Annotated in this window: 23 protein-coding genes; 10 read left to right on the top strand and 13 right to left on the bottom strand. The window is 56.5% G+C overall.

The annotated features are described in order from the left end of the window. Nucleotides 1-72 precede the first annotated feature (72 nt). Complete coding sequence (locus BUE92_RS10610; protein ID WP_073523572.1) at nt 73-561, bottom strand: DUF3015 domain-containing protein; 489 nt, start codon at nt 559-561, stop codon at nt 73-75. Between the two features lie 263 nt (nt 562-824). On the opposite strand from BUE92_RS10610, the gene BUE92_RS10605 reads away from it, so the two are divergent. Further along, nucleotides 825-3,263 carry a Lon protease family protein gene (locus BUE92_RS10605; RefSeq protein WP_014719999.1) on the top strand — a complete coding sequence of 813 codons (2,439 nt, stop codon included), beginning with the start codon at nt 825-827 and terminating at the stop codon, nt 3,261-3,263. Between the two features lie 288 nt (nt 3,264-3,551). Beyond that, nucleotides 3,552-3,869, top strand: a complete 318-nt coding sequence (locus BUE92_RS10600; RefSeq protein ID WP_003194269.1) for a PA4575 family protein — start codon at nt 3,552-3,554, stop codon at nt 3,867-3,869. 6 nt (nt 3,870-3,875) lie between these two features. On the opposite strand, the gene BUE92_RS10595 is transcribed toward BUE92_RS10600, so the two are convergent. Further along, complete coding sequence (locus BUE92_RS10595; protein ID WP_081372182.1) at nt 3,876-5,699, bottom strand: hypothetical protein; 1,824 nt, start codon at nt 5,697-5,699, stop codon at nt 3,876-3,878. A 162-nt stretch (nt 5,700-5,861) separates the two neighbouring features. Between BUE92_RS10595 and BUE92_RS10590 the strand changes: the two genes are divergently transcribed. Next, nucleotides 5,862-6,350, top strand: a complete 489-nt coding sequence (locus tag BUE92_RS10590) for a TIGR00645 family protein (protein WP_005791582.1) — start codon at nt 5,862-5,864, stop codon at nt 6,348-6,350. Between the two features lie 15 nt (nt 6,351-6,365). On the opposite strand, the gene BUE92_RS10585 is transcribed toward BUE92_RS10590, so the two are convergent. The 5 genes from BUE92_RS10585 to BUE92_RS10565 all read right to left on the bottom strand — a co-directional run bounded on the left by BUE92_RS10585 (nt 6,366) and on the right by BUE92_RS10565 (nt 11,414). Continuing rightward, nucleotides 6,366-7,799 carry an ArnT family glycosyltransferase gene (locus BUE92_RS10585; RefSeq protein ID WP_073523571.1) on the bottom strand — a complete coding sequence of 478 codons (1,434 nt, stop codon included), beginning with the start codon at nt 7,797-7,799 and terminating at the stop codon, nt 6,366-6,368. Nucleotides 7,800-7,915: 116 nt separating this feature from the next. Beyond that, nucleotides 7,916-8,941, bottom strand: a complete 1,026-nt coding sequence (locus tag BUE92_RS10580; protein ID WP_073523570.1) for a hypothetical protein — start codon at nt 8,939-8,941, stop codon at nt 7,916-7,918. Between the two features lie 106 nt (nt 8,942-9,047). Next, a complete protein-coding gene (locus BUE92_RS10575) occupies nt 9,048-9,302 on the bottom strand; it encodes a DUF6124 family protein (protein WP_014719993.1) in 255 nt (84 codons plus the stop codon). A gap of 348 nt (nt 9,303-9,650) precedes the next feature. Then, a complete protein-coding gene (locus BUE92_RS10570; RefSeq protein ID WP_073523568.1) occupies nt 9,651-10,169 on the bottom strand; it encodes a cysteine hydrolase family protein in 519 nt (172 codons plus the stop codon). A gap of 372 nt (nt 10,170-10,541) precedes the next feature. Further along, nucleotides 10,542-11,414 carry a hypothetical protein gene (locus tag BUE92_RS10565; RefSeq protein ID WP_073523566.1) on the bottom strand — a complete coding sequence of 291 codons (873 nt, stop codon included), beginning with the start codon at nt 11,412-11,414 and terminating at the stop codon, nt 10,542-10,544. Between the two features lie 157 nt (nt 11,415-11,571). On the opposite strand from BUE92_RS10565, the gene BUE92_RS10560 reads away from it, so the two are divergent. The 3 genes from BUE92_RS10560 to BUE92_RS10550 all read left to right on the top strand — a co-directional run bounded on the left by BUE92_RS10560 (nt 11,572) and on the right by BUE92_RS10550 (nt 14,499). Next, a complete protein-coding gene (locus BUE92_RS10560; protein ID WP_073523564.1) occupies nt 11,572-12,891 on the top strand; it encodes a hypothetical protein in 1,320 nt (439 codons plus the stop codon). 52 nt (nt 12,892-12,943) lie between these two features. Further along, a complete protein-coding gene (locus BUE92_RS10555; protein ID WP_025857074.1) occupies nt 12,944-13,171 on the top strand; it encodes a helix-turn-helix transcriptional regulator in 228 nt (75 codons plus the stop codon). Nucleotides 13,172-13,506: 335 nt separating this feature from the next. Further along, on the top strand, nt 13,507-14,499 hold the full coding sequence (locus BUE92_RS10550; protein ID WP_073523563.1) for a YagK/YfjJ domain-containing protein: 993 nt from the start codon (nt 13,507-13,509) through the stop codon (nt 14,497-14,499). A gap of 112 nt (nt 14,500-14,611) precedes the next feature. Here the strand turns inward: BUE92_RS10550 and BUE92_RS10545 are convergent, their stop codons facing one another. After that, nucleotides 14,612-17,224: an AAA family ATPase gene (locus BUE92_RS10545; RefSeq protein WP_073523562.1), complete on the bottom strand. Its 2,613-nt coding sequence runs from the start codon at nt 17,222-17,224 to the stop codon at nt 14,612-14,614. A gap of 321 nt (nt 17,225-17,545) precedes the next feature. On the opposite strand from BUE92_RS10545, the gene BUE92_RS10540 reads away from it, so the two are divergent. Genes BUE92_RS10540 through BUE92_RS10530 form a run of 3 tightly spaced genes read left to right on the top strand, consistent with a single transcriptional unit; the run spans nt 17,546 to nt 23,219 of the window. Continuing rightward, nucleotides 17,546-18,466: a WYL domain-containing protein gene (locus BUE92_RS10540; protein ID WP_073523561.1), complete on the top strand. Its 921-nt coding sequence runs from the start codon at nt 17,546-17,548 to the stop codon at nt 18,464-18,466. Between the two features lie 58 nt (nt 18,467-18,524). Then, nucleotides 18,525-20,630 (top strand): site-specific DNA-methyltransferase, encoded by a 2,106-nt coding sequence (locus BUE92_RS10535; protein WP_073523802.1) that lies wholly within the window; start codon nt 18,525-18,527, stop codon nt 20,628-20,630. 3 nt (nt 20,631-20,633) lie between these two features. Further along, entirely contained in the window at nt 20,634-23,219 is a 2,586-nt protein-coding gene (locus BUE92_RS10530; RefSeq protein WP_073523560.1) for a DEAD/DEAH box helicase, read from the top strand. Between the two features lie 130 nt (nt 23,220-23,349). Here BUE92_RS10530 and BUE92_RS10525 read toward each other — a convergent pair whose 3' ends face one another. Further along, on the bottom strand, nt 23,350-23,652 hold the full coding sequence (locus tag BUE92_RS10525) for a hypothetical protein (protein WP_073523559.1): 303 nt from the start codon (nt 23,650-23,652) through the stop codon (nt 23,350-23,352). Between the two features lie 205 nt (nt 23,653-23,857). Further along, nucleotides 23,858-24,361, bottom strand: coding sequence for a hypothetical protein (locus BUE92_RS10520; protein WP_256673955.1), 504 nt, complete (start codon nt 24,359-24,361; stop codon nt 23,858-23,860). A gap of 180 nt (nt 24,362-24,541) precedes the next feature. Between BUE92_RS10520 and BUE92_RS10515 the strand changes: the two genes are divergently transcribed. Then, a complete protein-coding gene (locus tag BUE92_RS10515; RefSeq protein WP_073523556.1) occupies nt 24,542-24,889 on the top strand; it encodes a helix-turn-helix domain-containing protein in 348 nt (115 codons plus the stop codon). Between the two features lie 9 nt (nt 24,890-24,898). On the opposite strand, the gene BUE92_RS10510 is transcribed toward BUE92_RS10515, so the two are convergent. The 3 genes from BUE92_RS10510 to BUE92_RS10500 are packed head-to-tail and all read right to left on the bottom strand — an operon-like array spanning nt 24,899 to nt 26,418. Next, nucleotides 24,899-25,219: a hypothetical protein gene (locus BUE92_RS10510; RefSeq protein WP_073523554.1), complete on the bottom strand. Its 321-nt coding sequence runs from the start codon at nt 25,217-25,219 to the stop codon at nt 24,899-24,901. A 60-nt stretch (nt 25,220-25,279) separates the two neighbouring features. Next, the gene (locus tag BUE92_RS10505; protein ID WP_073523552.1) at nt 25,280-25,468 is read right to left on the bottom strand and encodes a hypothetical protein; all 189 of its coding nucleotides are present in this window, start codon (nt 25,466-25,468) and stop codon (nt 25,280-25,282) included. Between the two features lie 56 nt (nt 25,469-25,524). Then, nucleotides 25,525-26,418 carry a recombination directionality factor gene (locus BUE92_RS10500; protein ID WP_073523550.1) on the bottom strand — a complete coding sequence of 298 codons (894 nt, stop codon included), beginning with the start codon at nt 26,416-26,418 and terminating at the stop codon, nt 25,525-25,527. Nucleotides 26,419-26,422: the final 4 nt, after the last annotated feature.

The raw sequence follows: 26,422 nt of genomic DNA, 5'->3' as shown, positions 1-26,422 counted from the left end.
GGAAAAAAAGACCCAAGGTGGGCGGGTCGAAAAAATAAAACCCGCGCCTCGAAAGGCGCGGGCAGGTCGAGCTTAAGCCTGGGTTGCGTATTTCGCCAGACGGGCATCGCTTTTCAGTACAGCAATGGTGTTGTTGTGCACGTCGTCAGCGGTCACGTCAGCCTTGCTGAAGATCTGCTGGAAGTGCTCGTGGGTCACGGCCGCGAAATGATCGCGATCTTCCGGCGCAACACCCAGTACCACAGCGTAGGTGGTCAGCGCTTCGCCGTTGCCTTTGGCCATGTCTTCGGACAGCTCGTTCATCATGCCATTCATGGCAATCCAGGACTTGCCGCCGTAGGACAGGGCGCTGTTGGTGCTGCAACCGTTGGTGCCCGAGGTCATGCCAAAGGTGGCGTTACCCGAAGTACCGTTGGTGGTGGAGGCGAGGAAGTGGGCCGGAGTACCGCGCTGGCCTTCGAACAACATGTTGCCCCAACCGCAGTTCGGGCCACCTGGTGCTTCTGCCATTGCATTGAGGGAGACGACGGTGAAGAGAGTACCAAGAAGGATCCGTTTCATAGCTTTGTTCTCTTTGTGTGCAAACCAATGGACAAGGGTTCAGGTGCTCAACGCACCCTAGGGGCCAGTTATTAGTCCAACCCGCGCAGTTTGGAGTTTAGGCACGTTCCCAGGGTTCCGTGTTTTTTTATAAACATTCAGTCTCGGGCGATTTTTTTGTAGGAGGCGTGCCGTGTCTATGCTTTCCCGAAAGCGCGCCTTGCCAGAGCGCTCAACCCGGAGCCAGAATGCCCCATCTGCCCCGCCTGATGTAAGGAAGCCCGATGCCTGATCCTGTTGCTGCCAGCTTGCGTCTAGCGCCTGAAGCGCTGACTCGCCCTTTCTCCGCTGAACAGTTCAGCTTCTCGACCACCAATGATTTGGAGCCCTTTCGCGGTGTGCTTGGCCAGGAACGTGCGGTTGAAGCCTTGCAGTTCGGCGTGGCCATGCCACGCCCCGGTTACAACGTGTTTGTCATGGGCGAGCCGGGCACCGGCCGCTTTTCGTTCGTCAAACGCTACCTGAAAGCCGAAGGCAAGCGCCTGCAAACCCCGGCGGACTGGGTTTATGTGAATAATTTCGATGAGCCCCGCGAGCCTCGCGCCCTGGAATTACCGGGTGGCGCCGCCGCGGCGTTTATCGCCGATATCAACGGCCTGGTCGATAACCTGGTCGCCACCTTCCCGGCGGTGTTCGAACACCCGACTTATCAACAGCGTAAAAGCGCCATCGACCGTGCGTTCAACCAGCGCTACGACAAGGCGCTGGACGTGATCGAGCGCCTGGCCCTGGAAAAAGACGTGGCGCTGTACCGCGACAGCTCCAACATCGCCTTTACGCCGATGCTTGACGGCAAGGCGCTGGACGAAGCGGAGTTTTCGCAACTGCCCGAAGCCGATCGCGAGCGCTTCCACACCGATATCTCCGAGCTGGAAGAACGCCTCAACGAGGAACTGGCCAGCCTGCCGCAGTGGAAGCGCGAGTCCAACAACCAGCTGCGCCAGTTCAACGAAGAAACCATCACCCTGGCCCTGCAGCCTTTGCTGGCGCCGCTGTCGGAAAAATACGCAGAAAATGCGGGCGTCTGTGGTTACCTGCAGGCCATGCAGGTGTACCTGCTCAAAACCGTGGTGGAGCAATTGGTGGACGACGCCAAGACCGACGCCCAGGCGCGCAAGCTGCTTGAGGAACAATACTGCCCGAGCCTGGTAGTGGGCCACTCGGTCAACGGTGGCGCACCGGTGGTGTTTGAACCGCACCCGACCTACGACAACCTGTTCGGCCGTATCGAATACAGCACCGACCAGGGCGCGCTCTACACTACCTATCGCCAGTTGCGTCCCGGTGCGTTGCACCGCGCCAATGGCGGTTTCCTGATCCTGGAAGCCGAAAAAATGCTCAGCGAGCCGTTTGTGTGGGATGCGCTCAAGCGTTCCCTGCAATCGCGCAAGCTGAAGATGGAATCGCCCCTGGGCGAACTGGGCCGCCTGGCCACCGTGACCCTCAACCCACAGATGATCCCCTTGCAGGTCAAGGTGATCATCATCGGTTCGCGCCAGTTGTATTACGCGCTGCAAGACGCCGACCCGGACTTCCAGGAGATGTTCCGGGTACTGGTGGATTTCGACGAAGACATCCCCATGGTTGACGAGAGCCTGGAGCAGTTCGCCCAGTTGCTCAAAACCCGTACCTCGGAAGAGGGCATGGCGCCGCTCACCTCGGACGCGGTGGCGCGCCTGGCAACCTACAGCGCACGCCTGGCCGAACATCAGGGGCGCTTGTCGGCGCGTATTGGCGATCTGTTCCAGTTGGTCAGCGAGGCGGACTTTATTCGTCACCTGGCGGGCGACGAAATGACCGATGCCGGGCATATCGAGCGCGCCCTCAAGGCCAAGGCCACACGCACCGGTCGTGTATCGGCGCGGATTCTCGACGACATGCTCGCCGGCGTCATCCTGATCGACACCGCCGGCGCCGCTGTGGGCAAGTGCAACGGCTTGACGGTGCTGGAGGTCGGCGACTCGGCATTCGGCGTGCCGGCGCGGATTTCCGCCACGGTGTACCCAGGCGGCAGCGGTATTGTCGACATCGAGCGCGAAGTTAACCTCGGCCAGCCGATTCACTCCAAGGGCGTGATGATCCTAACCGGTTACCTGGGCAGCCGTTATGCCCAGGAATTCCCGCTGGCCATCTCAGCCAGTATCGCCCTGGAGCAGTCCTACGGTTATGTGGATGGCGACAGCGCTTCCCTGGGTGAGGCGTGCACCTTGATCTCGGCCCTGTCGAAGACGCCGCTCAAGCAATGTTTTGCCATCACCGGCTCGATCAACCAGTTTGGTGAAGTGCAGGCGGTGGGCGGGGTCAACGAGAAGATCGAAGGCTTCTTCCGCCTCTGCGAAGCCCGCGGGCTGACCGGTGAGCAGGGTGCGATCATCCCTCAGGCCAACGTGGCCACGCTGATGCTCGACGAGAAGGTGTTGCAGGCCGTGCGTGCCGGGCAGTTCCACATCTATGCGGTGCGCCAGGCGGATGAGGCCTTGAGCCTGCTGGTGGGCGAGGATGCCGGCGAGCCGGACGCCGAGGGGCAATTCCCGGAAGGCACCGTGAATGCGCGGGTGGTGGAGCGCTTGCGGGCGATTGCCGAGATGATCAGCGAGGAGGATCTGAAGGAGGCGGAAAAAGAGCTGGCGCAGCAGGCGTTGGCCGAAGCCAAGCCGACCTGATGCTTCCCTTGTAGGAGCGAGCTTGCTCGCGAAGAACGTCAACGATAACGCGGGCATCCTGGTTTAACTCGGTGTCCTTGCGTTCTTCGCGAGCAAGCTCGCTCCTACATAGTTATCTGCCACAAAATTGACTCCACCCTCAGGGACCAACGCCCGTTGGTCCCTACAACCTTGGTTTGTCGCGTTTTTATTCTATTCTCAGAGTCAGGGATATCCACAGGAGTCGCAGGATAGAAACAGCCTCGCCTTGCGCTGGGGCTGAACACCGATCTACCGAGGGTCGCCGCCATGTCGCGCAACCTTTGCCTTACCCGCCAGTGCCTGGGCCTGGTCACCCGTATCGAATGCTCCATTCGCCCTCTTGCCGGGGATAACGGGATGTGGACGTTGCTATTTGCCGCCGGGATGTCGGGCGAACAGCCTTCCACCGTCAAATCCCAGGGCCCGTTCCATGGGCCCTTCGTGGCAGAACGCATGCTGGGCACCATCGTTGATAGCCTGACCTTGCACGGCTACGAGCAAATGGACGAGCCGCAGATCTGGTGCCTGCACCTGCAGGCCCATCTGCGCCAACTCAATGGCGGCCAGGAGCGGCTGGCCCTATAGCGCCGGTTATTTGCTCTCAGGCTTGTCCAGCTTGACCTCAAAGCCGTACTGCACGGTGCTGAGGTCGGTGCGCTGGTAACTTTCCAGCGTGGTCGGCTGGCCGTAGAAGTAATGCACGTCAAACATCGCCGTGCCGTATTCCTCGGCGCGGTGGCTGACATTCAGAATTTCCTTGAGGTAATTGCCGCTGGCATCCTTGGCGTAGAAGCGCCAGCTGTCGGCGGGGAAGTCCTTCTGGTCGACGATCAGCGCGTTGTCCTTGAGCGACAGGCCCTTGGGCAGCTTGGCGGCGTCAATCGTGGCTTTCTCGATGCTGGCCAAAAACAACGGTACCGAGCCCACCACATACGCCGGGGTTTCCGGGAACAGGTTGAGGTCGTACGTGAGCGTGCCGCTGGCGGCATTCAGCTCGAACGCTTCGCTCGGCAACTCGATGGGCTCGCCCCGTTCGCCCTTGTCATCGGCGGTGAAAAAGGTGATAGGCGCGTCACTGTTGTTGCGTTCGGCACCGACCAGGTCGTCATTGAAGGTGAACGGGTGGTCGAACAGGATTTTTGCGGCACTGGCGTCTTCGGTCGATTGGCTGATGGTGACGCTGTTTTTCAGTTGCTCCTCCGTCATCGACGCATCTTTGAGCCAGCTGGCGGCGCCGTCGTCATACACCGTGACCGGCATCGGCAGGGCCTGCACGGTTTGTTGCAAGCTGTTCCTGTCAAAGCGCATCACCGGCAGGTCCAGGTCTTTATGGGTGACCGTGGCCTTGGAAAAATCCAGCACATTGACCTGCAGGTTATCGATCAGCCCGTTGAAATACACCTTGGCGTAATGGCTGGTCTGCTTGTGTTCGAAGGCTTTTTGCTCATCGGTGAGTTGTTTCTCGAAGGCGTCGGACCAGGCTTTTTGTTTCTGCATTTGCGCCAATTGTTTCTCGTAGAACGCCACTTGCGCGGCACTCTCGTTGATCGAGCCCGAGCGGGTCAGAAATTGCCCGGTGCTGTCCCGTGCCTGCACCAGCAGAGGGTTCGGTGATTCGTCGCCCACGTCTGCGGCCAGGGGTTCGCTGTTGGTCAGCTCGATCTCGGCGTAGTTCTTTTCCAGCGTCAGCAGGTTGAGGGTGATGTTGCCGTCGGTGCGTTTATGGCCCACGTCTTGTTTGCTCAGGTCGAACGTCAGCACCTTGCCCGGGGTGATCACCTCCACCGCGCCCTTGAGGCTGATGGGTTGTGGCTGGCTCTTGTTTTCCGTCTCGATGCCTTCGATAAACGGGTAGGTCACCGTCAGGTCGTCGGGGTTGGTCAGGTTGGAGCTGCTGGGGCTCAGTTGGATGCCGGGGTCGGTTTCTGACCATTCCGGCTGGAAGGGAATGACTTTATTGTTGCTCAGGGTGACCGACTGCCATTCCAGGCCATGGGGGAAGGGGAACTGGTCCGGGGCGTTGAAATTGAACGGGAAGACCGGCTGCAAATCCGTCAGGTAGTCGGAATGAGAGGTTTTGCGCAGTACGAAAAGGCCATTGATGTAGGTGTCCACCAGCGCTTGGGGCGTAGGGTAGTGCTTGAGCAGGGCCAGGCTGTCTTCGCCGTATTCGGCTTCGATGGGCTTGCTGGCGAGCTTGACGCGCGCGCGCTCCAGCAACAGCAGCGAGCCGCCCAGGTCCGCAATGGCATCGCGCAGCTTGGGGTCCTGGATGGTGTCCAGGGACTGTTCGAACTTCGTGGTTTTCTCTTCGAGGGTCGCCTGCTTCTGCTCTTCTTTGGGGGAACAGCCGCTGGCCATCAGCAACGCCGCGCACAGGCCGAAAGTGGCCAAAGGGGATCGCACATCCATCATCTGAGTTTTCCTGTCCGACATCATCGAGCCGAGTGAATGGCCTCGACACTAGCAGAAAAATTCTCTTACAGATGCCACTTGGGTCAGTTTTCTCGCGGTGACAGGTGCCGGGTGGCGGCTGGTATACTCGGCACCATTTTTAGCCAAGCTGTGTGAGATTCAATGGAACGCTTTATCGAAAATACGATGTACGCCTCGCGTTGGCTGCTGGCGCCGATCTACCTGGGGCTGTCCCTGGGCTTGCTGATCCTGGCGCTGAAATTCTTCCAGGAAATCATTCACGTGATTCCCAACATCTTCACCATGTTGGAAGCGGAAGTGATCCTGCTGCTGCTGTCGTTGATCGACATGGCCCTGGTCGGCGGCTTGCTGGTCATGGTGATGATTTCCGGCTACGAGAACTTCGTCTCGCAGCTGGATATCGACGAGAACAAGGAAAAGCTCAACTGGCTGGGCACCATGGACTCCTCGTCGCTGAAGATGAAAGTGGCGGCCTCCATCGTGGCGATTTCGTCCATCCACCTGCTGCGCATCTTCATGGACGCCAAGAACGTCGATCCACAGCACCTGATGTGGTACGTGATCATCCACATGACGTTCGTGGTCTCGGCTTTTGCCATGGGCTACCTGGACAAGCTCACCAAGCACTGATGCCCCGCGCCGGCCTTACTGCTCCACGAAGTAATAAGGCTGGCGGTTGATCGCCATTTGCTTGATCACCGTAACTGGCTCTTTCAGCCGGTCGGTGTGGTCTGTCAATGCAACGTTGCCGGGCTTGGCGCTGAGGAAGGCGCGCAGTTCGGCTTCGGTGTTCAGGATCGGCAAGTAGGCCTGTAGGTAGAACACGCTGGCGCCGTCGATGCGCTCGTTGGGTTGGTACATCGCCACCGTCCTGCCTTCGTCTTGCAGGGCCTGGATCTGACTCATCACCGGTACGAATGAATGGCGCACATCGGCTTTGGGTGCAAACCAGAACGCTGCGCTCAGGTAGCAGGCGATCGCCAGGCTGAAAACCCCGCCAATAATGCGCCGATGATAACGGTACAGCCCCGGCTTATGGTCCTTGGCCCACTCCAGCAACACTCGCGCATATTCGGCGGCCAGTACCGCAGCGGCTGGCGTCAGCGCCATCAAGTACACGGTGCGTTTGCTGGAAGCCAGGGTCAGCAAGGTGAACTGCGCCACCAGCCACACACTGAAAAACAGGCGATAGCGGTTGTGCACCAGGCTTTTACGGAAGTGCCACAGGCCCAGGTACACCAGGATGTTCCAGGGCAAGAAGGCCTCGGGCAGTTTGGCGAGGTAATAGTAGAAAGGTTCGTAATGCCCGGCTTCGACAAACGAACCACTGAAGCGCCCGACGCTATTGGTCCATAACACCTCACCCACCGCCTGCATCCCGCCGCGCTGAAACAGAAACCCAAGCCAGATCAGCAGCGGCACCAACGCCAACAGCGTGAACAGCGCCGGCTTGAGCCAGTCGCCGATGCGCAGGCGCTTATCCATCAGGCTGGTGCTGAGCAAGTACACAAAAATCACAATGCCCGGCATCGCCAGTCCCAACACGCCCTTGCTCAACGTGGCGATGACCATCCCAGCGGTAAACAACGCCCAGGCCCAGGTACTCGAACCTTCACGCTCGGGCCGTACCGCCTGGTAAAACCCCAGCAAGGCAGTGGTGACACCGAGGCTGAGCAACGAATCCTCACCCACACCCCGCACATTGCCCCAGTAACTGGCCATGGTCGCCAGGATCAACGCGGCACTGAACGCCAGCGTCTGCGGCCGCCCGAACCGCCGCAGCATCCCGTACAACAGCATCACACTGAACAACCCGGCAAACGCTGAGGCCAATCGCACCGCCCCGGTGCTGGCGCCAAACAGGCGAATCGCCCCGGCGTCCAGCCACAGGCTCAGGGGCGGTTTTTCCAGGAAGGGTTCGCGAAACAGACGCGGCACCACCCAGTCATCGTCCAGGTGCATCGCCATGGCGATCCCGGACACCCGGGCTTCGGTAGAGCCTTGCAGCTCGTGGTTGCCAAGGGCGAAGAAGAACAACAGACCAGCAAGCAAAAGCAGCAGGGGAGCGGGGCGCGTCATGGAGTCTGGCTACCGAGGCATGAGACCGATCGGGCGACCGGTCATGGGTAGTCAGGGAGTATACGAGCGCGATTCTTAACCTTTGGTGAACGGCCGTGGGGTTTTTCTCTGGCGCGTCAAGGCAGTTTCAAGCTGGGCACTGCCGCTTTGCCTTGTTCGGTCAGCACCGGCTCCAATTGCTCCCAGGTGAAGGCCAAGTCGTTGTCGCAACCGTCGCCATTGGCCGGTGTCGAGAGTTGCAGGCCCTGGGTGTTGAAGCTGAGGTGAAAATTGGAGTAATCGGTAATCGCGGGGCAGCCCTCGTCGGTAGTGGTTTGCTTGGCCAGCCAAGTGCTGAAAGCGGCCGGCAGCTTCAAGTGGCCGGAATAGGCGTCATACCACTGCTGATGACCGCCGAGCCAGGCCCATGGGTCCACACTGTCACCGGTTTGCAGGTTCCAGGAGTGCAGCCCCCAACTGATGCCCATGGCGCCTTGGCCTGCGGCCCAGCGGTAGAACCGCACGGTGAGAAATTGCGATGACCAATAGGCGGGCTCCACCTCGATTTCACTGGTATAGACCGAGCCGTTTCGACCCAGGTATTCACGCCGTTCATAAAAATAGTCGGTTAGATCTTCGTCATTGACGGCCAGGGCAGCGAGCTGCTGGTTGATCTTCTGCACCGCCGGGCTGTCTCCCTCCAGCTTGAGCGTGACGCGGGGGCCTTGGGTCTTGAGCTGGTAGGCGTGGTTTTTGAAAGCCTTCTTCTCGGTCTTGATCGGCAGCGGCGCGGCTTCCATGGGCGCGTTATAGGCATCGCTGCCGCAGCCGTCCGTGCCAATGCGGCGCAGGGCCAGTGGCAGCGGCGCACCGCCATCGGTTTTGCTCCAAGCACCAGAAAGGGTATCGCCCTGAGGTTTTTGCAGAGCCCAGAAACCGGTGTTTCCTTCCTCCACCCAGGGGGCGTTGTCGTTGGCCTGGGTCAGTTGGATAGGGGTACGGATGCGCTGGTAGTAATAACTGCCATGCTCCCCGTCGGCGCCGTTGAAACACACGGTGATAGCGGACTTGCCCAAAGTGCCTTGCCAAACCCCGGCCAGCTCGGCAGCGGTGGCGAATGAAGGGATGAAGGCGAGGGCGATGACGGCGAAGGGCTTGAACACGGGTATCTGACTTCCGGTTGTCTGATAAAGGCCGTCAGGGTAATGGGAAGTGTGAAGGGATGCCAGCGGGCGAGATGCGGTGAGGCAGCTCGCCCGTTTTCGTGTTTTAGGGCTGTGGCGTTTGGGTAGTGAATGGCTGGGTGTTCAGGACTCGTTCTACGAGTAACTCGCCTAGAACGATCAATTGCTGAGCGGCCAGCAACTTGTGGCGGTGCGCGCCTTCAAGCTCGAAAGCCAGGTCGGTGGTCATCGCGTTGAGGGAGGCGAGGGTTTCGCTGGCTTGGATTAGCAGGGTTTCGGGGTGGATGTTTTCGGCGAGGGTGAAGAGGGTGGTTGGGGGATTGGGGGTGATTTTTTTCATGGCTGAAACTCCTTGATTGATGGAGTCGCCAGACATCGCTGCTAAACGAAAAGGGTGGCGACCGTACGCGGGTTAGCAGACCAGGAATCAAGGAACCCGGCGCACCCGAAAGTGCCCCACGCACAGCCGCCATGACACGAACCAGCGGATGCAGAAAGCATCACTCGAACGGATGGTGGCTTTGCAAGCCTTGATATTAACCGAGCTGCTAAACCCGGTCGCTGATTTTGCAGCGACAGGGGAAGGCTAGGCTTGTTGGTTGGGGTGCGCTAGTTCATCAATAGCGCGGCGTCTTGCAGGAAAATTCCGAAGCCCAGCCCTGTTGACCGCCCCCGTCGTCAGGCTCTGTTAAAAGCTCCAGTCCACAGCCTGAACCAACTGGCAGAATGGCCCGTTGAGCGTGGCATTGTGATGAGCCACGATGGCCTCGGCTTTCATCAAGGGCGTGTCAGAACAGGTATGACCGTCGGCGATAAGTACTGCATCGAAGCCAAGATCACGCGCGGCACGGCAGGTGCTGTCGACGCAGTACTGCGTTTTCATCCCAGTGACTACCACGCCGGTGGCGCCGCTGGAGCGCAGATTGTCCGCTAGGTCAGTCATTGCAAAAGCGTTAGGCCGACGCTTTTCGAACACCACTTCCCCACCCAGCAACTTCAGTTCCGGTGCAACCAGCGTAAGCGGGCTGCCCGACTCGATTGGCGAGCCAGCGGGGCCGATGTGGCGAGCGAGAAAAATCGGCGCACCTGCGCTGCGGGCCTTGTCCATCAGGGTATTGAGCGTTTTCAACAGCGCGTCGCAGCGCCAGGGTTTCTCCGGGCTGTGGATGAGTCCGACTTGGATATCGAGTATCAACAGGGCGTACATAGGTGCATCTCCTTGCGTATGAACCAGCGACACAAGGGCATAAAAAAGGCCCTGTCCATCGCTGGCGGGCCTTTGAAGTGTTCGTTGGTTATTGGCTCACGACACCTCGCACGCTCCGCTTGAAGCGGTCGTGGTGGTGGTTGTCGGGGTGAGGCAATAGGTAGTCATGGGTTGACACTAACATTGCGGTTGCTGGAATGCCAGGCACAAAGAAAGACGTCCTTGGACGTCTTTCTTTGCTGAAGTGGTGGGCCGGGGTAATCTGAATTGATTATGTATGTGATTGATTTTAAATGATTAATATCGGTTTGTTTTTTCGTTGGAATACTTTTTGGAATACTAAGATCTATGCGCTGAGTCAAACCGAGCGCGTCAATCGCTTTGATCTGCTTCCCACGGTTTCGGCAAAAGATCGCTGGGCATAGTGAACCGCCTTTTCTTTTGAGCCCCCATTTTCATCGTGGTCAGTTGGGCGTCGACTTGAGCGCAGGTAGGTACGTTGTCATTCGTCTGCGGGCTTAAATTCACCGCAGCTGATTGCTCAGGTTGGAGCTCGTCCGCAATTGTGGTTGTGGCCGGCACTTGGCTGCCATGGAGTGATTCGGGGAGAGGAGTATTTGTTCGTTGCTGTTCCTGGGAGGCTTCCGCAATCGGTAACGGCCTCGGTGCACCTGAGTACACTTCGGTCACTTCGTGCACAGTGTTTACGTCGTCTTCCACAGTTGTCTCAGGGTGGCGGGCTGAGTTTGGGAACTCTCCGTTATCCCTTTCACCAGTATTGTTCGGTCCCTGGAATGAGTAATTACGAGCTGCTCGCGGGACTTGCTTCGATTGTTGCGTTTGTCGCTTGCGGATATGGGCTTTGTAGGCCTTTGTGATAAGGCTTTCTAGCAATGCTGTGGCGCTCCTTCCCTGGTCCTCGGCCATTTCACTCAAGTTTGTTTTGGCTGACGTGTTCAGAGTGAAGGCGCACACCTTCTTGCCTTTCGCGGAATCCCGCCGGTCCTTTTGCCGCCAGGCAGCTTTCATGTCTTGGAATATTTCGCGTCCATCGTTCCGACGCTCAATCTTTGCACCGAGCTCCAGCATTTCTCCATGTCTCGCAAAATGCATCGGGGAGCCGGCGCGATTCTCTTTATCGAAAACCTTGAAGCCCTTCGCCCATAAGTAATCCAGGGCCCATTGCCGCTGGGTCCCATTCTCTGGGTCAAGCCACTCTAAGCCCGGTTTCCGTTTACGCCCCATTGTTAGCCTTCTGAGGATTGTGAGGTTCGCTCAATCATAGCCTTTTAACGTGGGTTTATTCAATTAAGTACGAATACCGTTATGCAGTCACGTTAAAAATCTTTTTTTATAAAAACAGGGTATATTTATCGATATAAATTTAAATGAGATTGACGCTGTGTTTGTTGATTTGTTGCTAAAGCCGGTGTCAGGTCTTGGGCCGAATGCGAGGTTTTTCCTGGCGGCTTTCGCGATGCGCTTTGGTGGGGAAGGCGCTGTTTTGCTTACGGTGAAGGAATTGGCGAGGCGTCTGATGATCTCGTCGCGGCTGGTGACAGAGGTAGTGCCTGAGTTGGCGAGGGACGAAGCGTTCCTAGTGGTCAAAGAGGTGTCAGTTGGGCGGGGGCGGCCCACACGTAGCTATGAAATTGCACCTGCGCTTCAAGAGGTTGAGCGAAGCAGGCCAGAGTCCATCGCCTCGCTAACTCATGGGCCTCTCATCAGGCACTTGCTGTCCTGCCCAGATATCCAGGAGTCGGACAGCATTGTGGAGGTTGCTGTAGGAGAGCCGGAGCAGGCAGTTGGTTACAAGCAGCTACCTGCCAGGAAAAAATCGAACCGACTCAGCGTCAGTAATCGATTGCTTCTGGCTGTGTTGATGTGTCATGCGGATGACCTCGGAGTTGTTCGCAGGGTTGGGATGCCCATGCTCAAGCAGCTCACCGGCCTGGATGAGGTCAAGCTGAAACCCAGGCTGCGACGACTGGTTCAGCTGGGGTTCATTCGTAGTTCGGTTGCGGGGGTGACCAGTTCGATTTTTGCGGAGGTCAAGGTCAGCACAACTTATTTTCTCAATTTGAACCACCCGCAGCTGAGGCTAGAGGAAGACTGCTGTGCGTCCATCGTGCTTCACGAGTATGGAGTCGGTCGTCGGGAGACTGTCTCTGCCGCAGCTCCGGCTGTTGCACTGCGTTTCTTCCAGGCGCTTAGGGAGCCTGTTTTTGAAGTGCTCTATCTAAAGTTGGCTCGATATGTGTCGCACCTGCTGAGCCACCATTGGAATGAGCTGCGTTTGCCAGAACGCTCGTGGGAGTTCGCGCCGCTGAAGAATATGATCTCGGCCGACTTCAATCGACCGCAAGGAGATTTCACGACAGGCTTGGCGATAGGGGAGATTGATTGGTTGGAGGTCATCGACCATTTTCATTGGTTTGTGGTAGCGCGGGCCGCCAAGATCAAGTCTCGACTTGAGGGCACGGTATTGGGCGACCTTAAGGATTCGCGAATGGAGGTGATACCTTCCCCTGATCGAGACGACGGTAGTCGGATCACTACGCTGTTGCTGAGACGGGGGCCGGTACCTGTGGCCAGTTGCCTGGTCATTAGGGATGCGCGGTCAGGCTTCTGTGAGCCATTCAATGGAGAGACGCAGCTAACTGAGGAAGAGCGCTACCAGTTTGGCTTGCAGACTAATCCCAAGCCGGGTTGGGCTGGTTAGGTCATTTTTAACCGCCTCTTCAGATCCTCTGAGCCAATAGAGGAGCCTGCTCATGAGGATCATCCGCCTGAAAGAAGTCATCGATTCGACCGGCCTGGCAAGGTCGACTATTTACAAGTACATCGGGGAGGGCACCTTCCCGAAGCCGGTCTCATTGGGGGACCGTTGTGTCGGTTGGGTTGAAAGCGAGGTGCACGACTGGATTTTGGGAAGAATCGAAGAGCGCGACTTGGCTGAGAGCGCTGCAGCCCGCCCCGGCCGCCTGAGTATGGCCAGCTAGAAACCACCATTTGCGCCATGACCGGTTGATAGCTGGTCATGGCGCTTATGCCGCTAGGGGGAATCCTTTGTTCTCAGCTAACTCCCCTAGGATCCAAATGGGTCAATCTCTAGGCAGGCTTGGCAATGTTGCTCCCCATTGCCAAGCCTGATCGGGATCGTCCACCGTGGCGTGAGGTGCTTCTAGTTATATAGCTATTAACTATCAGTCAGTAACGATCCAATAGGTTGTCTAACTCAGCTACACACCACCTCCTCAAGCTAGCGATAGGTCATCAGTTAAAAAGTACAAAGCGCACCTACCTGATATGCAAACCACCAATCAGGTACGTCACCATGACCAAGCGCAACACCTACACCTACCTTTCCCAGTCCGACATCGCCATTCAGATTGAACGACTCGTCCAGGCCATTGAGCAGCATGACAGCCCAGCCTTTCGGTTCAGGCAAACCCGTGCAGGTTATGAGCGAGTAGAGGAGACCCGGCTCTCCAGGTACTTCACTCACATCCGCCAGATGATGGACCTGTTCGATGACCGAGTTGAATACCGCTACAGCGAACACCTGCAAGCGTTCAGGGAGGCTTGTCAGGACATCGGACTAGAACCTAACCCTTCCGGTCCTGTGTGCTTGAACAAAGAGAGTACAGCTTACTTGGACCATCATCGCAGCATGAACGTCTTGGTCGATCGTATTCGGCAGTTGACTCGTGAACCGTGGTATCGCCGGCGGAAAGATGACAGGCGCTATCAGGTCAGGCAGCAGGAGGGCAATGTCACCGGTTACGTTGATGCTTTGCTTGATCGCTACTCGCGAACGAACATCATCCGGATTGATCTCTACTACCGTTCTGAAGCTCAAGCCAGATTACGTGTCGAACAAGTGTTCGATGATTTGGACTCGATGCTTACTAAGCATGAGCGTAACCCTATCTTCGACCACCTCACTGGTTACATCTATGCGGTTGAGCAGGGTGAGGATCGTGGCTACCACATCCATGCTGCCTACTTCTTCAATGGCAACGAGGTACGTGGAGACATCTACAAAGCCCAACAGATTGGTGAGCTTTGGGACCGTATCACAAGGGGGCAGGGATGCTTCAACAGTTGCAATCACGACAAGGATCAGTACGGTGAACGGTGCATTCTCGGTGTTGTACGACGAGACGATCTGGATATCCGGAGGCATGTCCACTATGCGATGCGCTATCTGGTCAAAAATCACCAGTTGGGTATGAAACCGTTGCGAGGTAAGTGCCTGCGTAAAGGACAGCTTCGGTGTCCAATGCGATATGACCGCACTACACACCCTGATTCTGCACAACCATAATACTGTAAAGGGCAGGGCGGCACTTGACCGCCCTGCTTCTTGGCGTTGCGCCACTAGACTTCCTTAACTTGCCAGCTTGATCAGCAAACGCTGGCTCCGAGGCCCCTCGCGATCACCCTCGAGCTTTTGCGATTGTTCTGAGGCGATCATCTACAGCCTTGCGCCACGCATCCAGCTTCGCAATATCTTGATCCAGTTCATCGGGCTCTGGAATGGGCAGCCTTCCAACCGCCATAGCGGCATCGTGCTCGAATTTTGAGCTTTTAGTCATTCCGGTTTCAATCTCTCGATAGTCGTCGTCGGTCACGATCACAGACTTGAGCCGTTGAGTTGAAACCCCCTCGCCAAACCGCTGAACAGCACCATTAAGTAGAACTTCCTCGATACACCGCTCCCATGCAAGACGCAGCTTTCCATAGCAAGCGGCGGTAAGGTGGCGATGCTCGTCATCATTTCCCACTTTCTGTGCTTTGCGAACCTCCACCAGCATATCTCTTAGTCGAGCCAGGCGTCCTTTGGTACCCAAAACATCGAAGGGTAAGTCTTGGGAGTGGACACCAAAGCCTTGGGCTGTTCTGCGGATGTAGTTTTTGGTTAGTGTGCCAGCTAGCTCCTCGATTTTTTGCTCCAGAATGCAAAGGAAGTAGATGTCGTGTGTGAAGACGATCACTTGACGAGTCAGAGACTCGATTGCCAAACGCTCAGCCACCTCCCACCGGCGCCGGTGGTCGAGCGAAGAGACCGGATCATCGAACACGATGCCGCCGCGTCCCTTGCCAAGTTTGATCTCAGCTAGGAAGGACGCGATGGCAATCGCGCGCTGTTCCCCTTCGCTTAGAATTGCCCCAGGTGCACCACCACCTGGCAGTTGCAAGACAAGCTTGAATTGCGTCCGGCCTCCAGGCGATTCCGGCTTCATTACGACCTGTAGCTGATGCACCTTTAGCCGCTTGAGTTCTTCATTAAGGGCGTCGGCCAACTCCTGGCTAGCCGTTGTACGAGAAAGCTCGGTGGACTTTCTCGAAATACCACGGGCATCGAGGCTGTCGATGCAGATTTGCAGCTTGCGACAAATCTCATGCTTGGCTAAAGCCTCCAAAACAGCGTCTTTGACCTCTCCGAGGCGCACCCGAGCATCGAACTCACGTTTCTCGGCAACCATGGCGGCGCGTACTGCCTCATCAGCTGTGGCTTCCAGAGCCTTCGCCTGCTCCTGCAAACCTTCAATGATGATGGTCAAGGCATGCAGTGGATTGGTCGATAGTTTCGTAATTTCGGCCCATGGGAGATCAGATGCAGCTGCCCGTAACGTGGATTTCTGTCGGAGGAGCAGGCTGTCCTGCATCGACGTGCATTCTGTTGCAAGGATTGGATCAATCTCAGTCAGTTCCTCAATCAGCGCATCGCGGAACATCACATCTAGAGCGGCTTGCTGGATTGCCCTATAGGCAGATGCCGCGAGCTCGCGAGCTTGCTTCGCAGTCTGCTCGGCTTTCTGTTTGATGAAGGCATCAAATTGGACAAGACGCGCGGTCCCTTCCGGGCCTAGGACATTCTGGCAAAGCGGGCAGGCAGCGCCCTCTGGAAGACCAGGGAACTCATGCTCAGGGTGACAAGTTTGGGCGAATGCTCGGGCCGCTTCGAAGAGAGCCTTCCACTCCTCTCCGCCGGTACCGATCAGTTGTCCAGGGGTCTGCTTGAATTCGGTTGAAGCCAGTTCAGCTGCGGATTTTGCCGTTTTGGATTTATCAATGAGTGTTTGAAGTTGGGCGATCTTATCGTCGTCAACAAAGGCTATCGCGGCTGCGATACGATCCCTCAATCCATTGAGTCGTGTGGCTTTCTGGCGCAGCGCTTGGGCCTTCTGCTTCGGGTCAGCTTCCGACAAGGTCTTTGTCAAAAGAGTTAGCCGGTCCTGTTCAGCCTCGGTGACCTGAGCCAGTGCTTCAATTTGATCTGCTTTGGTCTTGGCCGGTATACCAATAAGCACCATTGCAACTGCCGTTTGTTCCTTCGTCAGCGCCACATAAGCCGCGTCACTCGGAGCGTTTGCCGTCTTTTCATGTGTGGCACGAACCTTGAGTTTGTTGCATGCACTGGCCAGGCCTTCCAGTATGTCCAGCCCATATGGGGCGTAGGCGAAGTCGCCATGGTTGTCGATGTAAGCTCGGGCGCAGTGGGTATCGAAGATGGAAATGTCTGATAGCGGCTCGGGAGCAGCCGCTCCATAGCGCCAGGGTAAGTCTGTGGCAACACCATCTATCATGGTCTCGAATACAGCTTGAGCTGCGCCGGCAGTCTTGGGGTCGAGGTTCGCATTGGGAAGGATAGGTTCGCGTCGGTCCCTTGCGCGGCACGCGTGCTTGAATACCCTGGAGTAGCCCGACTTACCGGCGCCGTTCTCACCATAGATGACAGTCAAGCCTGTCAATGCAATTGGGATACTGCCGCCATGCGCCAATGCGTTGACATGTGCCAACTCCTTGATGCCAACCAACTGAACGATTCGAGCTGGATCGGCAGGTGGGGCGACCTGAGCGTCTTGAAGCTTTTTGGGTTTACGACCTTCTGGGTCAGGAATTCCGGCCTCTACTTTGACCAGCGCATATAAGTCCTCAAGATCGACTGCGCTAAGTGTCCGATCCTCATAGAGCCTGGCGACTGCATCTTGTTGCCAGGCTGAGAGCCCCTTCGACCACGCGTGGATCTCTTGGATAATGGTCACCAGCCTTCCTCCTTGTTTGCGAGCCTTACCAAACCCACTAGTTGTTGTGTCCCCTCTAATTACAGCACCTCATGCTAATTTGCCACCATAAAAAGGGTATTCTTGACCTCTAGCACTTCACGGTGCGTATTTTTTGCCGCCTCTCCTCTGTCCGTGCCTTGTGATGTTCATCCAAAGGGCACTCGCATTCCGGTTTTGTGAGGATATCTGATGATGGAGCGGATCAAAATGATCTGTATATGCAATTTTTATAATTTCTATTTGCTGGCGTTGTGATCGTCATTTATCCTGCGTTACACCCCTTTATATGCTGGCCAAGCCGTGACTATCGATTCCCTCGCGCAATTGACGCAAGCTCAGCGCGACCGCCTCGCTTACCTAGAATTGCGTCTGCGGTTTGTGGGCGAGGTGGGACGGCAGGATCTGATACAGCGCTTTGGCATTCAAACTGCAGCCGCCACTCGTGACCTGGCCACCTACCGTGAGCTGGCCGGTAGCAATATGGCCTACGACCGAAGCAGCAAGATTTATACGCCGGCGAAGGGTTTTCGGCCGCTCTTTGAATATTCAGCGGAAAGGGTATTGGCCTGGTTGGCGGAGGGTTTCGGAGATGGCGAGCCTGCTACTAGTGCGCCGGGAATTCCCTGTGTGACGCCTGGTCGCCTGATTCAGCCTGACCTGGACAGTCTGGGATTAGTAACACGAGCCATCTATCATCGCTGCCCGCTTCGGGTGGAGTACTCCCTGGACAGCGGCAAAACCCAGCGGGAAATCGTGCCTTTCGCTTTGATCGATACAGGTCTGCGCTGGCATGTACGCGCCTACGACCGCAAGCGTGGAGCGTTTCAGGACTTTGTGATCACCCGCATCCGGCGAGCCAAATTGCTTCTGGACTCACAGGTTGCTGAACATGAGCGACCCGAACAAGACGTCCAGTGGACCCGGATTGTGGAGGTGGAGCTGGTAGCGCATCCGGATCAACCGCATCCGGATATCACTGCGATGGATTACGGTATGCGCGATGGGGTGCTGCGCCTACGCCTGCGTGGTGCCACTGCCGGTTATGTACTACGCAAGTGGAGCATCGACTGCTCGCCGGATCACCGACTGCGCGGGGCGGAATACAACCTTTGGCTGAAAGACCCGCTACTGCTCTATGGAGTAGAAACAGCGGCGCTGGCGCCGGGCTATATCATGCCGATGGATTGCAGCCAGACTTTAGAAGAATCCCAAACAAGGTGAGCATTCATGCGGCCTTTCATTATCTCGCAGTATGTACTGCAAAACACAGGGAGCTCCCGTGTCACGACTCACTGATCTGATCGCCAAAGCGAAGGCCGATAACGCCCAGATGGGCGCCGACTTGGAGCGTGAATTCAAGGTTCTGTCCTCGCGCTTGCCATTTGGCCTGAACTTTGAGCGCCACAGTCCGGAAGCTGTAGAACTACCATTGCGCCCGATCCGCAAGGGGGACAAGGTGCGCGTGCTGCCCCCGCGCGGCGCGACTAAGAAAGGTGACCAGCGCCTATGGCAGGTCAAGGCCATCCACAAGGTTAAGAAGATGGCCGACTTGGAACTGCCGGGGGCTGCTGAGGCCGAAACGCAATCGGTGGCACTGGATGAACTGGTAGTTGTGGCCGAGTTCCGCGACACGATCTATCCCGGCTTAATCAGCACGGGCAAGGTGGAGCGCGGTGGCGATAAGCCGTTCCATACTGTTATCAATGGCGAGAACTATCACGTGCTGAAGGCGCTTACCTTCACACACCGCGGCAAGGTAGACGTCATCTACATCGACCCACCATACAACACGGGCGCAAAGGATTGGAAATATAACAACGACTATGTAGAGGGCGACGACCTATACCGTCACAGTAAATGGTTGGCGATGATGGAGCGCCGCTTGCTCTTGGCGAAGGAGTTGTTGAATCCAGCTGATTCTGTACTGATTGCCACCATCGACGAAAAGGAATATCTGCGACTTGGGTTGCTGTTGGAGCAGGTATTTCCTGAGGCGCGGATTCAGATGGTGAGTTCTGTTATCAACCCCAAAGGTGTTCCACGAGATGGATTTTCCCGTGTGGACGAATACATTTTCGTCGCACAATTTGGTTCATCGGAAATTGTTGGTGATATCAAAGAAGGAAGTGGCGGCACAGAAGTTCGTTGGCGTGGCTTGACGAGAACGGGCGCAAACGGCATCCGAAGTAAGTCCCCCGGCGCGTTCTATCCAATTTACTTCAGCCAGGACGGCAAGATTGCAGATGTCGGCGACGCTCTGCTATTAGAGCAAGAAGCAAGCTCCGTGCCGCCCCGAAAAGGGCTGATTGCTGTGTGGCCTACACCTCGTCCCGATGGTGAAGATGGACGATGGTCGGTCGTTCCCGAGCGATTGCGCGAAATGATCAAGATGGGGGCAGTCAGAGTTGGACGTGTAAAACCCGATGAGGGGCAATTCCCAATCTTCTACCTTACATCCAACCAACTTTCAGCAATCGAGTCGGGAGAACTGGAGGTGCGTGGCAAATCTCCAGAGGGTGTTCTGCAAGTCTTCTTCCATGAGGATGGAGGACGGATATCAGCACCTCGTACCGTGTGGGACAAGGTAAGTCATAGCGCCAGCGAACATGGTTCCGGCCTGCTGAAGACATTGCTTCCTGGGAGAAAATTTCCATATCCGAAATCACTGTATGCCGTAGAGGATGTGCTTCGACTTACCGTTCGAGATAAGCCAGAAGCCATCATCCTCGATTTCTTCTCCGGCTCCGGTACCACCGCGCATGCCGTCATGCGACTGAACCGTCAGGATGGCGGTCGCCGCCAATGCATCTCTGCCACCAACAACGAGGTAGCCGCAGACGAGCAGAAAACCCTGCGGGAGCAGGGACTGCGCCCCGGCGATGCACAGTGGGAAAAGTACGGCATATGCGATTACATCACCAAGCCACGTGTGGCTGCCGCGATCACTGGAAAAACCCCAGACGGTGGTCCGATCAAGGGTGAATACAAATTCACCGATGAATTTTCAATTGCCGACGGTTTCGAGGAAAACGCCGAATTCTTCACCCTGACCTACGAGACCAGAAATGCGGTCAACCACAACCTCGCCTACGCACGTATCTCCCCCTTATTGTGGCTGCGGGCTGGCGCGATTGGCCAGCGCATCGACCAGCTGCCTGCGGAGGGTTGGGCGGTAGCGGACAGCTACAGTTTGCTTACCGAGGTGGATCAGGCCACGCCCTTCATCAACGCGCTCAACAAAGTAAGAGGTCTGCGCATCGCTTGCATCGTCACCGACGACGACCGCTGCTTCCAGGCGATAGCCAAGCGACTGCCTGACGGAGTGGAACCGGTGCGTCTGTACGAATCCTATTTGACCAATTTCAGCTTTGCCAACGGGGAATAAGGCATGAAGTTCACTCTTAAAGACTACCAACGCGACGCTGTCCGCGATGCGTTGGATAATCTGAAGGACGCGCGAGATGACTGGCACCGGAAGTCTCGCAAAAGCGCGTTCTCGCTGACCGCTGTGACCGGCGCGGGCAAGACCGTCATGGCCGCCGCCGCATTCGAAGCGCTTTTTCACGGCGATGACGAATTTGATTTTGATGCCGACCCAGGAGCTGTGGTCATTTGGTTTAGTGACGACCCATCACTGAACGAGCAGACCCGCTTTCGGTTGATAGAAGCTAGCGATCGAATCAATCATACCGACCTGGTTGTGGTAGAAAACAACTTCAACCGTCCAAGGTTCGAGGCAGGCAAAATCTACTTCCTCAACACGCAGAAGTTGAGCAAGAACAGCCTACTGGTGCGCGCATATGACCAAAAGGAACTAGAGGCCAAGGCGGGTGACCTGCTTCCAGAAACTCGCCCCGACCTGCGCGCCTACACCATTTGGGACACGATACAGAACACCATCGATGATCCTGACCTGACGCTTTATCTCGTCCTGGACGAGGCGCATCGGGGCATGGGTAGCGCCGCGCCGAAGGAAAAGGGCACCATAGTCCAGCGGCTCATTAATGGTGCCGGTGGAGTCCCAGGCATCTCAGTGGTCTGGGGGATCTCGGCGACGGTGGAGCGTTTCAATAAGGCCATTGAGTTTGCGGGCAAACACATCAAGCTGCCGAACGTGGTGGTGGATGCCGCCAAAGTTCAGGAGTCCGGCCTTATCAAGGACACCATCCTGCTGGATATTCCTAATGAAGTCGGTGACTTCGATACAGTGCTGGTACGGCGTGCGACCGACAAACTGAAAGAATCAACCGTTGCCTGGGCTGAGTATGCCAAGCAGCAAGAAGAGGCACGTGTCGTCGTTCCTCTGATGGTATTGCAGGTTCCCAACACACCTATCCCCAGCGACATCGGACGCGCTCTGGACACCATCTTTGAGCGCTACCCTGAGTTGCCTGCAGCCAGTGTGGCGCACGTCTTCGGCGATCACACCACGCAGCGGTTCGGCAACCACGACGTCCCCTACATCGAGCCGCAGCGCGTCCAAGAATCCAGTTGGGTGCGTGTACTAATTGCCAAAGATGCCATCAGTACCGGCTGGGACTGCCCACGCGCTGAGGTTATGGTGTCCTTCCGTGCCGCCAGCGACCGGACACACATCACCCAGTTGCTGGGCCGCATGATGCGTTCACCATTGGCCCGTCGCATCCCCGGCAATGATCGGTTGAACGCAGTGGACTGTCTGCTGCCAAAGTTCAACCGTAAGACCGTTGAAGCGGTCGTTGATACCCTCATGCAGGGCGACGACACAGCGCCACCCTCTGGACGCATCCTTATCGACTACGTAGAGGTGACGCCTAACCCTGATGCGTCTGCAGCCGTTTGGGAAATATTCGAGGCCCTGCCATCGCAAACACGACCGCAGCGCGGAGCAAAACCTTCTAGGCGATTGACCTCATTGGCTCACGAGCTTGCTTCAGATGACATCCTTCCGCGCGCAGGGAGATTGGCTCATGCACATATGCACAAGGAGCTAGATGCGTTCCAGGAAAGCCAGAAAGAAAAAATCGAGGCGAAACGCGGATCGGTGATGACCGTGGACGGTAAGACGGTGATCGCCGACTTGAAGGGGAAGGAAAAGAACTTCGATCAGTTCTGGGAAGACGCTGACATGGCGGTGATCGACGACGCCTACCGGCGTGCGGCTCGTATCTTCAGTCCGGACATTTCCCGCACCTATGTCGAGCATTTAGCGCAGAAGGTCGCAAGTCTGGACAACGATCCGGAAGAATACTTGGAGGCTATCGTCGAGGCACGCGTCACCGTCGCAGGTTTGGGGCTGGTTACGGAAGTGCAGACGTACTTTGATACAGAGGCTGACAAGCTAGCAAAGGTGTGGCTAAAGACTTATGCGCCGCAGATAAAAGCACTGAGTGATGATCGGAAGGAATCCTACCGGCAAATCATTGAAATGAGCACCGAGCCGCAGAGCGTGGATTTGGCTAAGCCCGAATCTCGCTATGAGCCAACCAAAGCGCGTGAGAACGATAAGGAGGTCGCCTTCCCGAGCTGGAAGCACCATCTGCTATGTGATAAAGGCGGCAAGTACCCGGCCGAACTCAACGATTGGGAGCGTACAGTTGTTGAAACTGAGTCCGAGCGAATCGGCTTCCGCTTTTGGTATCGAAATCCGCAGCAGCCAGGACAGGCCTCGCTGGGTATCGCATATGTCGAAGATGAGCAATATAAAATCGTCCGTCCCGATTTTGTCTTCTTTGTCGAGTTAGACGGTAATATGGTGGTAGACCTAGTTGACCCACATGGTCTGCATTTGGTCGATGCGCTGCCCAAGCTTAAGGGGCTGGCTGTGTATGCTGAAATCCATGCAATTGCCTACCGGCGCATCGAGTCCATTGCAGAGGCCGGCGGTAAGCTACGTGTGTTGGATTTAACCCGCCCCGATGTCAGGGCAGCAATAAAGAGTGCAACGAGCGCGAAGAGCCTATTCGAAAGTGCGTTGGCGAGCGACTATGCTTGAGTTCGTCGTCATCCTGTCATAGCTCAATCCAAGGCTTATTCGAAAGCCAAGGTGTTATCTGAAGTGATCTGACTATGCTCGGGTTTGAGTAGGTATTTATGCGGTGGGGCGTCTATATCGGCGCCCACTTTTAAAACCAGTGCTCGGGGATTTCGATTTCGTAGTTCTTGGCTGTGGTCTTTAGCGTGGCGAGAATTTCAGCGTGCCGCGTCTGCTCGCTGGGCAGCCAGGAATTGCGGCGCTCCAACAGGTTTTTCAGTTCGCTTAGGTTGTACATGCCCAGACGGTGGAGGTTGCCCCAGTTGGGGATGCCGAAAAGGTTGTAGATGACCACGGTGGCGTCGCGCTCGCTGGCTAGGCGTTTCTCCCCGCTGAGCTTTTCGGCTGCAGCTTCGGCTTCATCTCGATCGTCGTAGGTGTTGAGCAATTTCATTGGTTTTCGAATGCAAGCTAAATGGGTCGTAGATTCTGCCCGAGTGACAAAAAAAGAACATCCCTCTCATTGGCCTGGTGCATAGCTGGTCAGCTATGCACCAGGCCAAAAAATAAAGTCTGAAGTGAAGCCAATAGGGGGCATGCCCCCTATTTCTTGGATTAGCAAGGTGACTGGCCTAGCTTGGCCAGCGGTGCGCTAGTCCTCATTGCAACAGATAGCCCATCGGCTGATCATCTTTATCGAAGCAGAGGATGGTCTCACAGTGACCTCCTAGCTGGTCGGCATTCGATTCGCTGATGTCCGGCAACCATTTGCCCAATTCGGCAATAGGTACTTTTTTACTGTTGATGTAACAGTCATCATCCATGCGTGGGTTGCACCAGGCGGTTTTGACTTCTGGCCATTCGGATTGGGGAGTGGAAGGAGTCTTCGCGGCTGCTGATGCAGCTCCGCCCTTCTCCTGATTCCACGCTACCCAACCACCGATGTAACGTTTGTCGAAGGTCGAGACCAGTTCATTGTCCGGGACACCTGCATCGAGGTAGAGCTTCATCAACAGACTACCTGCTTCCGCGTATGACACTTGGCGAGAGGCGTCGGTACGATAGGCGACCGGTTTGTCATCCGTGCTGGTCCCGATCCGGTACCACATCGAGATTAGGAACGGGATGTCCTGGTTCCACTCACCCACCATTGCGTTGCTCACGCGGCACTTGCCACGTTGACACATCCCACTGATCTGGTTGTTGTAGCGGACGTTCTGCTGCAAGCGATAGTGGTTTAGAGAAAAAGTCGCATATCAACCTTTTGGGGTGAGTCTCGGTTTGGTAAGTCCTTCATGTCAATAGGTTGATGACCAACCATCCAAGTTGAATTGGAGGGTGGCATGTCAAAAACCGAATCGAAGCAGCTGGCGGAGCTTGTTGGCCAAGCAATTGCTCGCCAGCGTGCTCGTTGCAAGCTGAGTCAGGAGCAGGTTGCGGAAAAGCTTGGGATTGGAAGCGAGGCCGTATCCCGTATCGAGCGAGGGATCGTTATGCCCAACATCGAGCGTTTGGTGGAGCTTGCGGCAATTTTCGGGTGTGAAACGGCTGACCTGCTGACCGAGGGAAGTTCACGCCCAGAGGACCAGGCGCGGAGGCTCTATGACTTGCTGTCTAGGCTGGAGGCGCATGACCGCGACTTCGTCATGGACATGGTGGAGCGTCTTGTCACTAGGCTTGATCGCGACTGATGGGCTCAGTCACGGCGGTTGCGTTGTTTCAGAGGACTCTTTTTCCCCGGTCTCGTCGAACAGAGCACTACAGCGTAGGCACAAGCAGTTGAACGCCGCGAAGTGATATTTGGCGACATCCTCGGCTACCCGCAACGCCGATGGATACGCGGGAGTGATAGCGGCCAACCCATTGATGAGCAGATGGCTGCCTGGCGCTTGGGTATTCTCATTCGCTTTCTGCACTTCTCGCAACGCGCTGTCAGCCAGGCCGAGCAACAGGGCGATGCCTTTGGCTGCTTCCCTAGTCAGGACGGCCTGGGAGTCGCAGATCAAGCAGTATCGAAGCATGATTCATTCTCCTGGTAAAAGCGGCCGTGTGTATGGCCGCTGACGGTTAATTGGAATATTTCAGGTGGGATTGCCCCGACTGGGGGAAATTAGTCTGAGCAAGCGACTCAGGATCCAGCAGGCCAGCACCACGGCCAGTAACAGCGGTGGGAAGCGCAGCATGAGCAGAATACTCAGCACCAGCGCCCCGGCGGCTGCAAGCGCGCCGACGAATATGAACAAGCAGAGCAAAAATCGCAGTAGCGACATGGCGGGTCTCCAAGATCTTGTGCCTGGCCGATGTACTCGGTACCGACAGGTTTGATTCAGTGGGCCTGCGAGGTGAGGGCTTCTAGTTTTCCCGCGAGGGAATTGGGAGCTGGCTGCGATTCACCCTGGCTAGAGGTGCTGGCGGGCTCCGAATTTACGAAGAACTCCTCGATCACGACGTGACTGTCCTCCTCGCTGTCCTCGAAGGCGCCGTTGCCGAAGCCTCGGCGAGCCGCGTCATCTAGAGCCCTCTGATCGAAACCTGCTGTTTGCCGCTGTGTATCCAGCTCGCTCGCCTTCTGCAGCGCTTCGCTCATATCCATGCCAGCGCGTATCGTGAGGTCGACATAGAAGATCGGCGTGCCATGGCTTTGCCGGGTGGATTTACCGCGTAGACGCAGCTCCAGCGGTAGGCAAGCCAGTCGATTACCTGAGATGGCCTGGAAGTAATGCAGTCGAGCGGCCAGGGTGCGGATGCTGTTGAATCCGGTGGTGCGGAACACAAAGCTACCCAACGAATCCTCATCACCGATAATCACATTCAGTCGGCCGTAAGGCTTGCAGGCACCATCTTTGGCCAGTGGGCAGGCATCGGGCGAAGGGCAGGGCAGAGACTGTATGCCGTCCTGGGCAGCGCGCTTACAGGTTTCACCATTGCCCACGCACAACGGTCGCCCGGACTGCCGGTCGAACAAGGTGTAATCGGCCCGGAAATTCAGCTCCGGTTCGTTGAACAATAGGCGTATAGGAATACTGCGCAGCTTGTCTTCCTTACTCTGGCGCAGTTCGTCGTTGAGTGGATGTAGCAGCCAGCCATCCCTGTTTTGTACCTGGGATGTGATGGTGAACTGATCATCTTTCTCCGGCAGGCGTTTACCGTTTCTTTCAACGACTTTGCCGATGGAGATGCGTCCGAGCACGGGCGGAGTCAGTGCTAAGCCTTTCAACATGATG

Source organism: Pseudomonas fluorescens, from assembly GCF_001902145.1.
Lineage (GTDB): Bacteria > Pseudomonadota > Gammaproteobacteria > Pseudomonadales > Pseudomonadaceae > Aquipseudomonas > Aquipseudomonas fluorescens_BV.
Note: the sequence above shows the minus strand (reverse complement) of the source record. Positions and strands in the feature narration are given on the sequence as shown.

What these genes read in the sequence shown, in the direction of transcription:
- BUE92_RS10610 (WP_073523572.1), bottom strand. Translation starts at nt 561, where the DNA reads ATGAAACGGATCCTTCTTGGTACTCTCTTCACCGTCGTCTCCCTCAAT.
- BUE92_RS10605 (WP_014719999.1), top strand. Translation starts at nt 825, where the DNA reads ATGCCTGATCCTGTTGCTGCCAGCTTGCGTCTAGCGCCTGAAGCGCTG.
- BUE92_RS10600 (WP_003194269.1), top strand. Translation starts at nt 3,552, where the DNA reads ATGTCGCGCAACCTTTGCCTTACCCGCCAGTGCCTGGGCCTGGTCACC.
- BUE92_RS10595 (WP_081372182.1), bottom strand. Translation starts at nt 5,699, where the DNA reads ATGATGGATGTGCGATCCCCTTTGGCCACTTTCGGCCTGTGCGCGGCG.
- BUE92_RS10590 (WP_005791582.1), top strand. Translation starts at nt 5,862, where the DNA reads ATGGAACGCTTTATCGAAAATACGATGTACGCCTCGCGTTGGCTGCTG.
- BUE92_RS10585 (WP_073523571.1), bottom strand. Translation starts at nt 7,799, where the DNA reads ATGACGCGCCCCGCTCCCCTGCTGCTTTTGCTTGCTGGTCTGTTGTTC.
- BUE92_RS10575 (WP_014719993.1), bottom strand. Translation starts at nt 9,302, where the DNA reads ATGAAAAAAATCACCCCCAATCCCCCAACCACCCTCTTCACCCTCGCC.
- BUE92_RS10570 (WP_073523568.1), bottom strand. Translation starts at nt 10,169, where the DNA reads ATGTACGCCCTGTTGATACTCGATATCCAAGTCGGACTCATCCACAGC.
- BUE92_RS10565 (WP_073523566.1), bottom strand. Translation starts at nt 11,414, where the DNA reads ATGGGGCGTAAACGGAAACCGGGCTTAGAGTGGCTTGACCCAGAGAAT.
- BUE92_RS10555 (WP_025857074.1), top strand. Translation starts at nt 12,944, where the DNA reads ATGAGGATCATCCGCCTGAAAGAAGTCATCGATTCGACCGGCCTGGCA.
- BUE92_RS10550 (WP_073523563.1), top strand. Translation starts at nt 13,507, where the DNA reads ATGACCAAGCGCAACACCTACACCTACCTTTCCCAGTCCGACATCGCC.
- BUE92_RS10530 (WP_073523560.1), top strand. Translation starts at nt 20,634, where the DNA reads ATGAAGTTCACTCTTAAAGACTACCAACGCGACGCTGTCCGCGATGCG.
- BUE92_RS10525 (WP_073523559.1), bottom strand. Translation starts at nt 23,652, where the DNA reads ATGAAATTGCTCAACACCTACGACGATCGAGATGAAGCCGAAGCTGCA.
- BUE92_RS10515 (WP_073523556.1), top strand. Translation starts at nt 24,542, where the DNA reads ATGTCAAAAACCGAATCGAAGCAGCTGGCGGAGCTTGTTGGCCAAGCA.
- BUE92_RS10510 (WP_073523554.1), bottom strand. Translation starts at nt 25,219, where the DNA reads ATGCTTCGATACTGCTTGATCTGCGACTCCCAGGCCGTCCTGACTAGG.
- BUE92_RS10505 (WP_073523552.1), bottom strand. Translation starts at nt 25,468, where the DNA reads ATGTCGCTACTGCGATTTTTGCTCTGCTTGTTCATATTCGTCGGCGCG.
- BUE92_RS10500 (WP_073523550.1), bottom strand. Translation starts at nt 26,418, where the DNA reads ATGTTGAAAGGCTTAGCACTGACTCCGCCCGTGCTCGGACGCATCTCC.